At 45.4% G+C, this 15,419-nt stretch carries 13 protein-coding genes; 5 read left to right on the forward strand and 8 right to left on the reverse strand.

Going from position 1 to position 15,419, the window contains the following annotated elements; translation table 11 throughout:
• Window positions 1-477 (forward strand): hypothetical protein (locus QUA54_RS16835; protein WP_333415523.1); only part of this gene is annotated, 477 nt, incomplete at its 5' end.
• Window positions 478-631: 154 nt separating this feature from the next.
• Here the strand turns inward: QUA54_RS16835 and QUA54_RS16840 are convergent.
• The 7 genes from QUA54_RS16840 to polA form a co-directional block, all read right to left on the reverse strand.
• Window positions 632-1,015, reverse strand: coding sequence for a hypothetical protein (locus QUA54_RS16840; RefSeq protein ID WP_333415524.1), 384 nt, complete (start codon window positions 1,013-1,015; stop codon window positions 632-634).
• A 3-nt stretch (window positions 1,016-1,018) separates the two neighbouring features.
• Complete coding sequence (locus QUA54_RS16845; RefSeq protein ID WP_333261877.1) at window positions 1,019-1,225, reverse strand: hypothetical protein; 207 nt, start codon at window positions 1,223-1,225, stop codon at window positions 1,019-1,021.
• Between the two features lie 82 nt (window positions 1,226-1,307).
• Window positions 1,308-3,023: an ATP-binding protein gene (locus QUA54_RS16850; RefSeq protein WP_333415525.1), complete on the reverse strand. Its 1,716-nt coding sequence runs from the start codon at window positions 3,021-3,023 to the stop codon at window positions 1,308-1,310.
• A gap of 344 nt (window positions 3,024-3,367) precedes the next feature.
• Entirely contained in the window at window positions 3,368-3,889 is a 522-nt protein-coding gene (locus tag QUA54_RS16855; RefSeq protein ID WP_172187752.1) for a hypothetical protein, read from the reverse strand.
• A gap of 524 nt (window positions 3,890-4,413) precedes the next feature.
• Entirely contained in the window at window positions 4,414-4,986 is a 573-nt protein-coding gene (locus tag QUA54_RS16860; protein WP_333415526.1) for a thermonuclease family protein, read from the reverse strand.
• A gap of 70 nt (window positions 4,987-5,056) precedes the next feature.
• Window positions 5,057-5,977: a DUF1698 domain-containing protein gene (locus QUA54_RS16865; RefSeq protein ID WP_333415527.1), complete on the reverse strand. Its 921-nt coding sequence runs from the start codon at window positions 5,975-5,977 to the stop codon at window positions 5,057-5,059.
• Between the two features lie 35 nt (window positions 5,978-6,012).
• Window positions 6,013-9,129 carry a DNA polymerase I gene (gene polA, locus QUA54_RS16870; RefSeq protein ID WP_333415528.1) on the reverse strand — a complete coding sequence of 1,039 codons (3,117 nt, stop codon included), beginning with the start codon at window positions 9,127-9,129 and terminating at the stop codon, window positions 6,013-6,015.
• A gap of 393 nt (window positions 9,130-9,522) precedes the next feature.
• On the opposite strand from polA, the gene QUA54_RS16875 reads away from it, so the two are divergent.
• The 3 genes from QUA54_RS16875 to QUA54_RS16885 all read left to right on the forward strand — a co-directional run bounded on the left by QUA54_RS16875 (window position 9,523) and on the right by QUA54_RS16885 (window position 11,063).
• The gene (locus tag QUA54_RS16875) at window positions 9,523-9,789 is read left to right on the forward strand and encodes a hypothetical protein (protein WP_333415529.1); all 267 of its coding nucleotides are present in this window, start codon (window positions 9,523-9,525) and stop codon (window positions 9,787-9,789) included.
• A 186-nt stretch (window positions 9,790-9,975) separates the two neighbouring features.
• Window positions 9,976-10,242, forward strand: a complete 267-nt coding sequence (locus QUA54_RS16880) for an SPOR domain-containing protein (RefSeq protein ID WP_333415530.1) — start codon at window positions 9,976-9,978, stop codon at window positions 10,240-10,242.
• Window positions 10,243-10,403: 161 nt separating this feature from the next.
• Complete coding sequence (locus tag QUA54_RS16885; RefSeq protein ID WP_015177453.1) at window positions 10,404-11,063, forward strand: response regulator transcription factor; 660 nt, start codon at window positions 10,404-10,406, stop codon at window positions 11,061-11,063.
• 23 nt (window positions 11,064-11,086) lie between these two features.
• Here the strand turns inward: QUA54_RS16885 and QUA54_RS16890 are convergent, their stop codons facing one another.
• The gene (locus tag QUA54_RS16890) at window positions 11,087-13,066 is read right to left on the reverse strand and encodes an ATP-binding protein (RefSeq protein ID WP_333415531.1); all 1,980 of its coding nucleotides are present in this window, start codon (window positions 13,064-13,066) and stop codon (window positions 11,087-11,089) included.
• A gap of 900 nt (window positions 13,067-13,966) precedes the next feature.
• Here QUA54_RS16890 and QUA54_RS16895 point away from each other — a divergent pair.
• Window positions 13,967-15,271: a DnaJ domain-containing protein gene (locus QUA54_RS16895; protein ID WP_333415532.1), complete on the forward strand. Its 1,305-nt coding sequence runs from the start codon at window positions 13,967-13,969 to the stop codon at window positions 15,269-15,271.
• The last annotated feature ends 148 nt before the right edge of the window (window positions 15,272-15,419 follow it).

Here is a 15,419-nt window from a genome sequence, read left to right on the forward strand (position 1 = left end):
GGTGTGAATCCTCCAGGGAAGTCGGCTTCCCGTACTAAACGACCAGTTCAGGTCGCGCTGACCTATTTTACCTGTTTATCTTGCATTTTATTCCCGATCGCGCCTGTTCTTCGCCCACTGCGGTTCAAGTGCGATCAATTATTCAGCAAGCCCTACTTACGTCTTTGTGGTAATAATCCACCAAATGGATACATTGATTGTGTGAGAAAGCTTAGGAGTATTGTCCTTTCAAGAAAAGTAATTTGTTTTTCTAGGGACATCCTTGATTCGATATTTGATTATCTTGAAGACGGTTCTTTCTGGAAAAATACTTCGACCATTTCCGATTCAACATCTTCAATTAATCGCCACGGCGTTGTACATGGAGTTTTTACTGGTTTTGAAAACGAAGCGATATCTATGAAGTATTTGATGTTGTTAGATGCACTATCTTTTGTGATTCTACACGACAGAATGCTAACTGATGCTTCTTTGTAATAAGACGATGTTGACTACCAACTGTAAGGAACTGTAGCACAACTTTACAATACCAGGACTTACGCACGACTAGGCCAGAAACCGAGCTTCTTCGTGGATTGCCAAATCAACCACTACATAGAATTGTTGGCGATCGACCTTGACAAAATGCCTCTTAAACCTGTGTTTCCTGCAACATCGGGGCTACTTGAATCGGCGACATGGGTTCGAGGGGAGTATTTACAGGTGCGAACCTGCAATAACACACAACAATTGTCTCAAAATCACTGCTAGGTAAATCTTCCGAGTAAGTCTGAACTCTGACGACTTCCCAGTCTCCTACTCGGCTGTGCGTACTCGCAGCGGGAAATTTTGGATCGGCAAACTTTTCTATCCGGTGAAATTCGGGAAATCTATACCCCGGTTGAGGAATTGGTCGGTTAGAAGAGTCGAAGTGTTCGGCAAGAATGTCCGTGAGCATTCCCGTATGCGCTAGCAGTCTGTTTTCTGCACCTTCTTCTTCAGTCAAATCAGCTCTAAAAACGATGTACTTGCCCATTGCTTATTCCTCCTTGTCGTCCATATAGTCGGGAAACTGAGTTTCGCCTTCAAATACGCAATTGTACTTGAGGGTGTCGTCTCCGGTTCTTTCTATTCCTAGCAACTTCCAGCCGTACTTCTCCTGCATCTTCCTACACCGCCAGCGCTCAGTTACGGCGTGCCTAGAGGTGTTGTCTTCTGGATTGGGTTCGGAACGACCGTTAGTCATTTTCCATTTTCCACTTTCTATTTTACTGATTTATGATTGTACGATCGCCCGATATAATTTCACTCTGATTTCACTCATATCCTCATGCCTGCATCACCACCCGTTCCGGGAGACTGACAATAAAAGTTGAACCTTTGCCGTCCTGGCTTTCGACGCTAATTTCGCCGCCGAGAATTTGACACAAACGCTGGCTAATTGTCAGTCCCAAACCCGTCCCTCCGTATTTGCGGGTAGTCGAGGCATCAGCTTGGGTAAAAGGTTTGAATATCTGCTCCAATTGTTCGTCCGTCATGCCGATGCCGGTGTCGCTGACTCGAAACATTAAAACTTGAGAATTGTAGTTTGAACCTGAGTAAAAATCATTATTTTTATTTTGTTTCGCCGATCTTGATTTTTCAATTATAATTCTTTCGACGCCGATAGTAATGACCCCTTTCTCGGTAAATTTGGCAGCGTTGCTGAGCAAGTTGAGAAGAATTTGCCGCACTTTCGGTTGGTCGGCGTACATTGTGCCGAGTTCGCCTTTGGTTTTCAGTGCTAAAGCATTGCCTTTTTTCTCTACTAGCGGTTGAGCCGTAGTCATCACTTCTTCAATCATGGTCGCCACGTCGAAGTTTTCTAAATAAAGGGTGACGTGACCGGCTTCTATTTTGGAAATGTCGAGGATGTCGCTGATCATGTCGAGCAGGTGTTTGCCTGCTGTTTGAATTTTTTCTAAGTCGGGGAGAAAATCTTCGGAACCGGAATCTTGAGCATCTTCTTGCAGCATTTCGCTGTAGTTAATGATGGCATTGAGGGGTGTACGGAGTTCGTGGCTCATGTTGGCGAGAAATGCACTTTTGGAGCGGTTGGCAGCTTCGGCTGCTACTTTTGCTTCGTGCAAGTCTTCTGTATATTCTGCTACCCGCTGTATGAGTTCGTTGAGCGAAATTGCTAGCCTTCCCACTTCGTCGGAAGTAGTGACGGGTACTTGCAAATCAAAGTTTGATTCTTCGGTAACTCGCTGGGCGATGAGGGTGGTGGCTTCTAAGGGGCGGGCGATCGCCGCGCTGGTGTATCGTGCAAGTAAGGCTGCGATACCGGCGGATACTGCTAGAGAGCACACCAGAATCAGAGTTCCAAGTTGTTCTGCTTCCTCGTAGGTTCTAAATGCCTGATCTGCTTTCTCGCGAAAGTTGGTGGTCAGTAGGGCTGAATCCAGGGAAAACTGCTCGAGTTTCAAAGCGGTTTCGCTAGTGACAAAATTGTTTAAGTTCCGCTGAAAACCTAGTCGCTGTTTCGGGTTCAAACCAGATAATTTTGTACTCCCCAACAGATTCTGTACTTGTTGGAAGTAAGCTTCTACTGTTTTGCCGTTGACTTGACTGAATTCTTGAAGCAGTTGGTAATCTTGGGCAACTGCGGAATTTGAAGTCGGCGACTGGGTTTGAAGTTGTTCGAGCTGTCCGCTCATCTGGGCGACGCGGGTCAGGAATTCCGAGCGTTCGCGATCGAAAATTTGCGGTTTTGCCGTCAGACTCGCGAGCTCTTGCTGGTGAATTCTGACTTCCTGCACCGTGTTATTGAGGTTTGTCAGGATTTCCGCTTTATCTCGGTCGATCGCGAGTTTTTCTCTAACTTGCTGTTTGTGATAGGATTCTACTCCCCGTCCGGCCACAGCACCCAAAACGGCAATACCAATGACCAAGGCGTATCCGCAGCCGATTTTCTGCCTGATGCCCAAGCGGCCCAACAGACTTTTTAACCCTAATTGAGGAAGGTTCTGCAGTTGATTTTTCAAGGCTAAGGTTAAAGACATGGGCAATGTACTCGTCACCTTTGAGAGGCACCATCTATATTCTAATTGATGCCTGCGTGAGGGTAAATAAAGTTCTGGTTTCGGGCCCGATTTCGGCAGTTATGGGGTCTTTGCAGGGTTCCACGGCTCGATCGGCTTGACAGTTTGGAGGAGTTATGCCCAACAAATTATAGCCGAAGCAAGAAGGAAGAAACAGTCAAAGGCAAGGTTTCATTAATTAAGAACGTCCTCACCGTCGGGCGCGGTTGCGAGATAAGTGACGAGTTATAAGTTGCAAGTTATGAGTTAGATTTCTGATTCAAAACTCTACTCTACTCGCAACCCACAACTCTATCGCTGTTCCTCTACTGGCAAAGTCGAAATTGTGCTATATCAGCAGGAATTCTTGAAGCATTAGGTACGTTTGCAGAGGCAGGAACGAAGATTCCCAGGCCGTAACTGCAACCCTCTGCCTTCGTGCATTCGCCCGGTTTAGCACTGATTTGATATTCGCCTTGGGATGGGGGAGTAAAAGAGATTGACGCCAGTTCGCCTGTCTTTTGACTCGCAGCTATTTCCTGACCGCTGGCATCCTTGAGAGATAAGTTTAAATCCTGGCAATTTCCGTCGCAAGTGGCAACAAAAACATACTCCACATTAGGATGCAGCGTGGCTCTAAAAGGAGATGAAACTTGCTTGCGAACTTGACCCAGCAACGGCACAAATACTAATTTTTGACCGTTGCTTTTCCGCTGGTCAACTTCTGTTTTCAAGCGACAAACAACCGTTTTTTGGTCGTCGGTCAGTTCTTGAGCAATAGCATTTCCTACGATTGCAGTACCGAGGAGCAGGGCCATGCCGGAAATAACCAGATGTTTGATATTCATTGATGTCCGGTAAAGTTAATTTTTGGGTGATTGCAATAGACCGCTTTTGTCAGCAGTATATTGATTTATCTGGAGCCTATCACATTTGTTGACTTTTCAAAAAAAAAGCTCCGATCAAAGTGCGATCGAACTCATGTCTGGTTTTAGATGTATCTGGCGTCAGGTATCGCCGAAACTCCACAGATTGCGGGCGGTACGAGCAGAACCTCGTCCTTCTTCTATTGTACTAAATTAGGACGCTCCGCATCCGCTGAGCAACCAGTTTCTCAGCGGATGCGGAGCAGCTAAACCTAAGATTTATAGTATAGACCGGGTTTAACAAGACCTGAGTGAGCCCAAGACTGTAAATCTCTGATATAGGTTCGCAGGTTCCATGTCAATAACATAATCCTGTCCCTGTCCATATACAAATAGGTTGAAACTTGTGGCTGTACTAGACGAAAAAAACTCCGAAGGCAAGAGTTAGTTCGGACTTTTACCCTCCTGCTTCTTCCGGCTTGCATCGGGCTTCTTCCTTCTTTTCATCATGTATCACTGTTCCGAAATTTCCACGCGGGAACAAACTTAGAATCTCCCCAAACGCCACGGCGATTTTTCTTAGCTTCGGCTTCGGCTTGTTCCAGAAGACTTGCACTCGGACAGTTTTTCAAGTAAGGACGGTAAACCATTGCTAATCCTTCGCGGATCAAAACTTCTTGGGCAAAGGTGCCGTTTGGCAAGCGAACTTCGCTAACTTTGCGGCCGTAGCGGTCAGTATCGGTGACGGTCAAAACAATGCGACCGCCCCCTTGTTTGACAAGCTGCTGCATTCTTTGGTGCGCTAGGTTTCCCCACTTAAATTGATTTTTTTTTGCTGCTGCTTTGCTATTTTTCTCAGCATTGGTGTGCGCCACTTCCGGTGCATCTACACAGGCAAAACGCACTTTGATATCTTTCCCCGCGCTATCGCTGGCGACAAGGGTGTCGCCGTCGCTGACTCGCTTTACAGGATAGTTGTTGGGCGCTAACTTTGGTTGACACCCGAAGGTTAACAACAGCATAGCAACTGCGCTCAAGGTTTTTATTTGTGAGAAAATCGCGATTTTAGTTTGGCTCATAGTTCGGTGTGTCTCTTAGTTTACATTTATGTGGTGAGTTTAATTAACCGATCGCATTTTCAGTCTTTCCCTAACGCCAAGCGTGAAAAACCATCCGGGCGCAGGTACCGCTAGCTTGGGAAATATTAACAGCTTTGATGTCGCGGAATCCTGCACTTTCCAGCATCCCTTTCACCGCCAGAGCATTTGGCCCGAACCAATTCGTCGGGTCATTATTCAGTTCGCCGCCACAGTAAAACGCCGCTGCCGGTCTTTGACAATCAAGCATATCGACGTGAGTTTCTAATATTAACTGCTTGCCGGTGACGCTGAAAACTCGATCGAGAGCCAGCAGGGGATGCCTCATGTGGTAAAGCACTCCCAAGAACAAAACCAAATCAAAAACCCCTACTTTCTCGGGCGAAAGGTCGAGCACGTCTATCTCCATATCTTCAACTTGAGACTTGAGCACTGTGCGCGCCAACTCAAATCCTCCTTTGCCAACATCGGGGGATTGCCAAACAAAGGAATCTGTAGCCAAAACGCGCTTAGCCCCGCGCCTTTCTGCGGCAAAAGAGTAAAATCCATCCCAAGCACCGACATCTAAAACAGTCATTCCTGCTAAACTTTCGGGAAGTCCAATTTTTTCTTCGGTTTGGGGAGAAGAGGTTTTACCGCCACCGGGAGTGATGACTCCGCAACCGAGGTCAATGCAGTGATGCCAAGTGGGAATTTTTGCTACTTCTGCTTTTAGAAGCAATCTTTCGATATCTTGTAAAGAAACAATCTCCGCAGGTGCGGCTTGCGGGCTTGGCAATTGCTGAGTTTTGGCACATAGCTTGTCAAAATCTTGGCGGTAGACGGCTAATTCTTCAACCAAGCTTTCGGATAAAGGAGTGCCGCTGTGTTGCAGTTTTTGAGCTGCTTGAGAAAAGCGCAAGTTTAAATCGGTGGCGCGTTTTTTTAAATCGTTTAACTGCTGCCACAAAGTTTGTGTTTCGGCTGTCATCATCTTGTTTTTTATCCCAAAAGTGCGGTTGCTGCTGTCTATTTAGTTTCCATCCAATTTTGCCCGGCGTGGATGTCAACTATCAGCGGTACGCTAAGTGGCAGAGCATTTTCCATCGCAGTTCTAATTTTCGGCTGCAATTCTTCCCATTCATCGGGAGGGACTTCAAAGATTAATTCATCGTGAACTTGCAGCAGCAGCCGCGCCTGATAGTTTTGCAAAATTTTGTGTACCTCAATCATGGCAAGTTTAATGATATCAGCACTAGAGCCTTGAATGGGAGCGTTGGCTGCCGCCCGCAAAGATTGGGCATCATCTCTGCTGAGAGATTTAAGTCTATCGGAGTGAATGTCTTGGGGATTGCGGCCTTTTAAGTCGCGGATGCTTTCGCTCTCGAAGTTCAAGTAGCGGCGGCGGCCGAGTATTGTGGTAACGTATCCGAGGGCGATCGCCTCTTTTTTTACTTTCTCCAAATATTCAAATACTTTACTGTAACGCTGGTTAAATCGTTCAATAAATTTTTTACCGTCTGCTGAAGTTTTGCCCATCGAGCGCCCAAATTTAATCGCCCCCATACCGTAAATTACCCCAAAATTAATCGTCTTGCCAAACCGTCTTTCGTCCGGCGTTACTTCCTCCTTTTCAAACAGCAGTTGAGCCGTCACGGTATGCACATCTCGGTTATTTTGGTAAGCTTCAATTAACACAGGTTCTTGACTCAAGTGAGCCAAAATTCGCAGTTCAATTTGAGAATAGTCAGCCGACACCATCACCCAACCTGCTTCCGGCAAAAAAGCCTTGCGAATTTGCCGCGAAAACTCGGTGCGGATGGGAATATTTTGTAAATTTGGATTGGAAGAAGAAAGCCTTCCCGTACCCGTTGCAGTTTGGTTGAAATCTGTATGCACTCGCCCGGTATCCGCACGTACTAACTGCGGCAAAGCATCGACATAAGTTGATTTCAACTTGGATAATGTTCGGTGTTCTAATAAATCGTCTACAATCGGGTGGTCTCCTTGCAATTTATCTAAGACGGCGGCGTCTGTAGAGTATCCCGTCTTTGTTTTGCGAGACTTTTTCTGAAACTCATCCGGGATTTTTTCTAACAATATTTCGCTGAGTTGTTTTGGGGAACCTAAATTAAACTTTCTCCCCGCTGCTTGATAAGTCTTTTCTTCTATTTCTTTTAAGCTCTTTTCTAGCTGTTGTGACAGTTCTTGCAGGTAAGCTGAATCAATGCGAATTCCGCAGTATTCCATTTCTGCTAAAACTGGTTCTAGGGGCTGTTCTACTTCCAGCAGCAACTGGTGTAAAGACTTTCCCGGAAAGTTAGCTTCATCAGCTTTATCCAATTCTGCTCTAAGTTTATTTACTAACCCAAATGTGGTGTAAACATCCATGCCGCAGTAGTCGGCTACCGCCGGAATACTGATGTCAGCAATTGTTTTGTTTTTCGGCACTAATTCATTGTAACTTTTGGCGACAATGCCTAAGTATTTCCTTGACAATTCGCTGAGACTGTGGCTAGTTTCTGGGTTGAGTACGTAACTGGCTAGCATGGTGTCGAAGACGACTCCGGCTAGTTTGATTCCCTGACAGCGCAGGATCGATCGATCGAACTTAGCATTTTGCAGCGCCTTGGGATAATTCTCGCTTTCCAAAATCGGACGCAAAGCATTTAAAACTGTGGCTTTGTCCAAGTTTTTGCCCGTTTTGTGTCCCGTGGGAATGTAAGCGAGATCCTCTTTGCCGGTTCCCCAACAGCAGCCAATTCCGACTAATTCGGCGTCTCGCGGTTCGATCGCGGTGGTTTCGGTATCCCACGCCACGGGCGAGGCTTTGTCGGTGCAGGTTTGCAGCAGTTGGACTAATTCGTTTAACTGTTCGGTTGTTTGAATTATTCTGGGTTGAATTGGCAGTTTGTTTTCCTGCTGAGCCGCTTTAGTTTCTGCGGGACTAAAAAACCACAAGTCATCGTCTTCGTCTTCTGAACTTTCAGAAGTTGGAGGTGACTTATCTATTGTGGGGCGGGCATCTTCCCCGCCCAAAGCAACAGGCAAGATGCCTGTTCCACTCTCCATTGAATTGATTGTGGGGTGGGCATCTTCCCCGCCCAAAGCAACAGGCAAGATGCCTGTTCCACTCTCCATTGAATTGATTGTGGGGTGGGCATCTTCCCCGCCCTTTTCCAATGGTTGCTCTACACCGCCGAACCGTTTTTGAATTTGCTTTACTTTCCCTAAAAATGTTTTAAATTCTAATTTTTCCAGCATCGGAATCAAGGCGGATTCATCAAAACCTTTGAGCTGGCAATCTTCTAAGTTGATTTCTAAGGGAACGTCTTGGACAATGGTCGCCATGCGTTGAGAATGGTAAGCAGCTTCTTTGCCTTCTTCTAGCTTTTTCTTAGTTGCTCCTTTAATCTCGTCGATGGCTGCATAAATTCCGTCGAGGGAATTGTAAGCTTCCAGCAATTGCAGGGCGGTTTTGTCGCCGATGCCTTTGACTCCGGGGATGTTGTCAGATTTGTCGCCGCAGAGAGCTTTGTAATCTACTACTTGTTCTGGCACAATGCCGAGTTTGGCTTTGACTTCTTCCGGGCCGTATTCTTGGGATTTTCCTTTGCCCGATCGCCTGAGTTCATCCGTACTCAAATACAATACGCTAATTTGTTTTTCGGTTTCTACTAATTGAAACAAATCTCGATCGCCCGTGAGGATTTTGACCTGATAACCGGCCGCGCTGGCTTTGTTTGCCAAAGTTCCCAAAACATCGTCTGCCTCAAAGCCGGGAGCAGTAATGGCTGGTAAATTCAAATAGCTGAGGAGTTCTTGCAGGTTTTTGATATCTGGGATAAAATCTTCGGGAGTTTCCGCACGACCGGCTTTGTAAGTTTCGTCGGCTTCGTGGCGAAAAGTGGGCGTCGCGAGGTCAAAGGCGATCGCCATGTACTGGGGATCGTGGGCGGCCATAACTTCCAGCAGCGACTTGAGAAAGCCAAAGCAGACGCTGGTGGGAATGCCCGTCGTAGTTCGCAAGCCTCCGTCTCGACTTTTGGCGAAGGCGAAGTAGGAGCGAAAGGCCAGAGAGTGACCGTCAACTAGGATGAAGGTGGGTGCTTGATTTTCCGACACAGACACAGATCCCGATCGCACGAAAGTATTTTCTCATTGTAGCTATAGCAGAAGGATGTCTGATGTTTTGAAGTAGCTCATCTTTGCACCAACTCTTGTAATGCCAAAAAACAGTGGAGTATGGAGTAGATATCTGGGTTAGTCAGACCAATTGCAACGATTCTTGCTATTGTGCGTCGATTTTACTCGATCGCCTAAAATATCTCAAAAGGGTTCTCTACAAGGTCTTTGAGATGATTAATTTTTAAAACCCCTGATTGCCGCCCCTCTCCCCCGAAATAAATCGCTCTCCTTCTAAGTCGTTTTCTGAACGGACTTGCGTAAACACGCAATATTATTTGCGCTTACTCCCCTATCAACCGAAAGAATTGAATGACAGAATAAAACTATCAACTTTACAAACAGGTCTGAATCATGAACAAGTTAATGGTTACGCTCATCTCTCTAGCTACCCTTGGGCTAGGCATTGCTGTTCCCCTCCAAGCAAATGCTCAGCCTATGAAGCAAACAACAAAAGTTGCGCTTGAATCCCAACGTCACCATGAATACCGCGTCCAGTATCACCGCCCCAATCAAAAAAAATGGATAAATGCTGGAACTTTCCGAGCTCGTGTAGCTGCTAACAAAGAGGTTCAAAAACTAGAGCATAAAGGTTATAAAGCCAGAATTGTAACTCTGTAGGCTTACAGAATAGAGGGAGAAAATATTCCATTGAGAATTTGCCGCTTTGTCCAGAGTGGAGGTCGAGTTTTCTTCTTCTGAGACGGACTTGCGTAAACACGCAATATTATTTGCGCTTACTCCCCTATCAACCGAAAGAATTGAATGACAGAATAAAACTATCAACTTTATAAACAGGTCTGAATCATGAACAAGTTAATGGTTACGCTCATTTCTCTAGCTACCCTTGGGCTAGGCATTGCTGTTCCCCTCCAAGCAAATGCTCAGCCTGTGAAGCAAACAACAAAAGTTGCGCTTGAATCCAAACATCGCCCTGAATACCGCGTCCAGTATCACCACCCTAATCAAAAAAAATGGATAAATGCTGGAACTTTCCGAGATCGTGCATCTGCTGACAAAGAGGTTCAAAAACTAGAGCATAAAGGTTATACAGCCCAAATTGTAACTCTGTAGGCTTACACAATAGAGGAGGGAGAGAAAAGGCGAGTAGCACTCGCCTTTTCTCTCCCTCACGATTATCATTATCAGTAACAGCTCACGTTATATAGCCAGTCTAAATAGTCGTTAAAACGAGTGTGCTGAAGAAATGATAAAATAGTTATGGCGGTCAAACTATGAGTTCTCAAACACAACGCTTTCTGGTCATTGAGGATCACCCTGAAGTCGGTCAAAATAATTGTGAATTTTTGAGGATGATAGAGCCTCAGTGTTCCTGCATTATTCAGGAAACCCCTGAAGAGGGGATTGAGCAACTCAAGCAAGAGAACATAGATTTAGTAGTAGTTGACTTACAATTTGGGACTTTGACAGGCGAGGAGTCAGCCAAGCCAGGTTTAGCGCTACTAAACCACATTTTTGAGCATCACCCTCTGTTAAATGTTCTCGTCTATACCAGCGAACCAAGTTATTTAAGGCAAGTCCTGAAGCAAATATTTGAACATCAAGGGGGATTTGCTGTCGTTAATAAAATGGAAAGACGGAATGCTTTTCTCGAAGGAGGTCGTAGTGCTTTAGCTGGACAGTGTAAGATTCCTCGTAATTTAATGAACGAAATGCCATTGACTGATAAGGATAGAACGGTACTGGACTTGTTATGCAACCAAGCCCTTACAGATCAGGCAATTGCAGATCGGATGCATATATCCCTCAAAACAGCTCAGAACTACGTCCAGAGTCTCAAAGCAAAACTGAATGTCGATCAGCTTGATGGTCAACTTACTAATACCCGAATCGCAGTGTGCATGGAGGCAATTAAACGCAGGTTAATCGGGTAGTTATACCCTCCTTTGTTATGATCTTAGGGGGTGTCCATCGTCCATTCAAGTGTTACCCGCATCCCACCTTCTTCTAATGGAACCCTTTGCCAAGCCCCATTTGGGATCTCAGCGGCAATAGTTTTCATCAGTTTAGTGCCATATCCACCACTACGACGTTTCTTGTGAGGAATATCTAATAAGATAGGGGTTAGGCTAGTTCCATTATTCTCGATCGCTAATCGGCACTGATGATCTTTTTGAGTAAGCGAGACTGAAACTTGCGTTGCCGATCCGTTTGGAGGTTGGGCATGACGAATCACATTAGCAATCGCTTCTCGAAAAAAGCGAAATATATCCTCTCTGGAATCAATCCAAGCACTATCAGATTTGGGTTCTCGCAGGGGTTGTAGATGTTCTTTGACACTCAAGGTTAATTCTCTTGAGTTAATCAGTTTTTGAAGCCATTGGTGTATCCCCCGATCCAGTCCAGATTGCAGCTCTGGTGTAATCTCTAGCTTTTCTGCAATTGTACGTGTGCTGCTGAGCTGATTGCGAAGCGCAAGCCCAACTGCTTCTAATCGATCTAAGATTGAGTTAATCAGGGGAGATGGATGACTGAGGGCTAGAAGCTCAATACTATCCATAGCCAATTTGAGTTCTTGAAGTGGGCCATCATGAATGTCTGTTGCGACTCGATGGAGGAGTTTCCGCGATTGCAAAAGAACAGCCTGTCGCTCAGCTAATTTCTGCTGTTGTTGGATAGACTGCCTGAGAATTGAATAAATGGCTACACCTGAACCTGTTCCAACCCAACCTAAGATTGGGATGGATAATGGAAGAATTAACCCTTGATAGAACAATATAAAACTTAAAGCTACATAGCTTCCTACCAAGATCGGAAGAAGCCAGCCAACCAGCAGATGAACAGGTATAAGTTTATGCTTTTTGCTTTGGCTAAGTATATATAGGCTTATGAAGTCAAGACCCAAAGTTGTGATGATGTAGTCATACCAATTCGGGATTCTTGTCAGAAATGAATGGGTCATCAAACTAGCTATTTGATTAGCTTCTACTTCTGCAACAGACATCTCCCCAAAAGGAGATAGTTCTCGATAGGTTTCAAATCCTTTCCCTTCGGGAAGATCGATTAATACAAGTTTATCATGGAGCTTCTGAAGAGATTGGGGGTCAAAGGAAGGATTACAGTGTTCTATCTCTAGCTGAGAGGAAGGACATTGAAAATGAATATCAATACTAGGAAATGTATCAGCAGAACCCCAGAAGTTCATTTGAAAAGATAAAAGATTTTGTAAATTGCTAATATTTTGAAAACCTTTGAGATTTCCTGAGTTCATATAGAATTTTTCTAAGGCCATCGTTGCCATAGATTTAACCTTATGATGTATATTAATATCTGGATCATCTTCATAGCTAAAATTGGAAAATAACTCGGCTTTTCGAGCTGGGCTGTCTAAGCTTTGTGGATGTGCTGCATATCTGAAGTAACTTACTATCTGCTCTGGGAGAATAGAGGGGTTTATACTTTCATTATCGAAAGGAAGTAAATTATGATAATCATTTATGACGGAATTTTCTGAGGGTAAGTTACTTGGACGAGCCACCAAAACAATCTGGTTTGAATATTTACTAATCAACTCTTGAAAGAGATGTTCTAACTGAGTATCTGTATCGAGCTCAATGTACTGGCTCATTTGAGTAGGCAAATTTATGACTACAAGTTTTGCACCACTGTTTATTAAGCTTTTTCCTAAAATTGCATAGAAATTATTCAGTTTATATAAGTTATGAAAGTTATATCCTAAAATGGCAGGCTGCTTGATTTTAAGCAGTAGAATTTCATTTGGCAGAAGCCCTGGTTTATGCAGTCGTATTAGATGATCCTGAATGTCGAGCTCCATTTTATTGAGCATAGGTAAGTTGCTAGATACTGCACAGTAAAACAAGCTCCAAGCAGTTACTAAGCCAATACCTATTGCTGGCCGATATTTGATAGTGTTCATTCGATATTTCTATTATTTATTTGTTCGGTGCAGTCAATATAAAATTGTTGGCTTGGGTCGGATTCGGTTTAAAGTTACACACAAATCTTGTGAACACTGTCTCAACCGCCAATAAGCCAATTTTGTACTAATCGTTCCATCATAGATAGTACCATTCAAATGAAACCTGTATATTGATCGGACATTATTGCCGTCAATTTATAGTTTCAGTTTAACCGAGCCTCCTTGTCCAATACCATCAGTAATTCGTCCAGCACCAATCCAGACTTAGGTTGCTGTGCCTGGGATATCTAACAGACTCAATAAAAGTAAAGTTTGGCCTACAATACGAGATGCAAAAGGAAGCATGAGCCATTTATTCTTAGTTCAATAGTACAATTCTGACATTTGCCTTTGAGGGCGATTTTTCTTCTCCAGTATATAGCACTTTACAGTTTGGTGAGGTACACCTAAATAGCTGTAAAGCTTATAGAACCCATTTGGGAGCTCTGATGATGAGCTAAGATCAGAAAAAAATGTCGTACTCCCGCAGCTTAACCGATAAAGAGTGGGAACTTATCGAGCCATTATTACCACGAAACAAGAAAACCAGACCGCTACTGAGTTAAAGAGAGAAATCTTGGATGTTATCTTCTATGACTCGCCAGCGGTAAACGCACGGGTGGTGAGAAACGGGGTTTTTTGCATCATACTTCGTTACAGCTCGCAGAAACGGTAAAAAACCCGGTTTCTGAAGGTTGTGATGCGTAAGTCCCAATCTCAAATCTCAAATCTCAAATCTCAAACCTCAAATCGCTTGACTGTGCAGCTTGGCTGAGAATAGTACAAGATGTTAAGTGCGATTCCCTACGGGATAGCTTCGCTTCACGCAAATTTACAAACACCAGCCGATCGAAGCTTATGGGTGACATTAATCGATGCTACGAAATCCTCGAAATTGAGCCTGGAGCTTCCTTAGAAGAAATTAAGCGCGCTTACAGGGATTTAGCGTTTGTGTGGCATCCCGATCGGTTTGCCCACAACGATCGCCTGCAACAAAAAGCTCACCAAAGATTAACAGAAATTAATGAAGCTTACCAGCAGTTGGTGTTGTTTCTGAGTCAGCCTGAATCATCAAGGTCGATCGACAAACAGTTTCAGCAGCAGCCACCCCCTGCGCCTGAAAAGCCGCTCAGAAGGCGTTCTGGAAAATCAGCCGCCAGGCCTGGTTCTGGGCGCAGTCAAACCCGCCCAAAAGCCGCCTCCAAAAAATTTCCAACTCAAAAGAATTCTTCAAGCAAGAAACGATTTACAGCTCAAAATCGCCAAGCGTGGCGGGGAAGAAAGCAAGTTGGGCGAAGCGTGGCGAGGAAAGCAGGGACATCTCAAAACTATCCAAAGCTGATGTCGAAAAGAAAAAAAGAATTTTCAACTCAATACTCAAAACCGCGGCCATCTCAAAACTATTCAAGCTTTCCTTGGGGGCCCCTGGCAATCGCCGTGGCGAGTTACGCTTTGACCGGTTGGATTTTGACGGTATCAACCGCCCCGCTGTGGATGTGGGCTTTAATCTGCGGTGCAGATTGGCTGTGGGCGGCGATTTTGGTAGCCGAGGGTTCGGCAACGCCCAGAGTGTGGCTGGCGGCGTTGGTTTTGGCTGGGGCGGTGGGGGGGTCGATCGCCGGTTTTCAGGCGGGAGGAACGGTGACGGGGGCTGCTTGGGGCGCAGTTGGCGCTGGTTTGGGGGCGATCGCCAGTTCCGAGGCCGAGTCTCGGGCCGTGGCTGTAGTTTTGGCCGTGGCGGGAGTGGCGACAGTGGTGGGATTGATGGCTGGAACTGGTTCTGAGAATTGGGTCAAGGCGTTGGTTGTGGCGGTGTGTTGGGCGATTGTTGGCTTGACGTGCGGGCTGGTGGCGGAAGTAGGCGTGAATTCTGGCGGCCCCGTCGGGCTCGGAGGTGCGATCGGGCTGGGGATAGGGGCGTGGGCGGGGGTTTTGGCTGGGGCTGGTTCGGGGGCGATCGCGCAAGCCTTGGCCATCGCTGGATCTAAGACTGTTTATGGGGCTTGGGCGGCGATCGGGATTATTGCGGGAGTTGTGGCGCGGATGGTAGCTGGGGAAAGGTCGATCCACACTGGTAGCGGGCTTTACACGTTTACCCTGTTGGTGGCTACTTCCGGTTTCGGGCTGTGGCTGGGAAGTTGGTTGGTCGATCGTATCTTTTGAATTAATCATCAGTCATCAGTCATCAGTCATTAGTCATTAGTCATTAGTCATTAGGGAAAATTACCAATTCCCAATTACCAATTAATTACCACTAATTACACCAATTTCCAATTCCCAATTCCCAATTACCAATTCTCCATTTCCATCA

Origin of the sequence: Microcoleus sp. MOSTC5, from assembly GCF_036701825.1 — a bacterium.
GTDB classification, from domain to species: domain Bacteria; phylum Cyanobacteriota; class Cyanobacteriia; order Cyanobacteriales; family Microcoleaceae; genus Microcoleus; species Microcoleus asticus.

Coding starts and splice junctions, on each gene's coding strand:
- QUA54_RS16840 (WP_333415524.1), bottom strand. CDS start 1,015: ATGGGCAAGTACATCGTTTTTAGAGCTGATTTGACTGAAGAAGAAGGT.
- QUA54_RS16845 (WP_333261877.1), bottom strand. CDS start 1,225: ATGACTAACGGTCGTTCCGAACCCAATCCAGAAGACAACACCTCTAGG.
- QUA54_RS16850 (WP_333415525.1), bottom strand. CDS start 3,023: ATGTCTTTAACCTTAGCCTTGAAAAATCAACTGCAGAACCTTCCTCAA.
- QUA54_RS16855 (WP_172187752.1), bottom strand. CDS start 3,889: ATGAATATCAAACATCTGGTTATTTCCGGCATGGCCCTGCTCCTCGGT.
- QUA54_RS16860 (WP_333415526.1), bottom strand. CDS start 4,986: ATGAGCCAAACTAAAATCGCGATTTTCTCACAAATAAAAACCTTGAGC.
- QUA54_RS16865 (WP_333415527.1), bottom strand. CDS start 5,977: ATGATGACAGCCGAAACACAAACTTTGTGGCAGCAGTTAAACGATTTA.
- QUA54_RS16875 (WP_333415529.1), top strand. CDS start 9,523: ATGAACAAGTTAATGGTTACGCTCATCTCTCTAGCTACCCTTGGGCTA.
- QUA54_RS16880 (WP_333415530.1), top strand. CDS start 9,976: ATGAACAAGTTAATGGTTACGCTCATTTCTCTAGCTACCCTTGGGCTA.
- QUA54_RS16885 (WP_015177453.1), top strand. CDS start 10,404: ATGAGTTCTCAAACACAACGCTTTCTGGTCATTGAGGATCACCCTGAA.
- QUA54_RS16890 (WP_333415531.1), bottom strand. CDS start 13,066: ATGAACACTATCAAATATCGGCCAGCAATAGGTATTGGCTTAGTAACT.
- QUA54_RS16895 (WP_333415532.1), top strand. CDS start 13,967: ATGGGTGACATTAATCGATGCTACGAAATCCTCGAAATTGAGCCTGGA.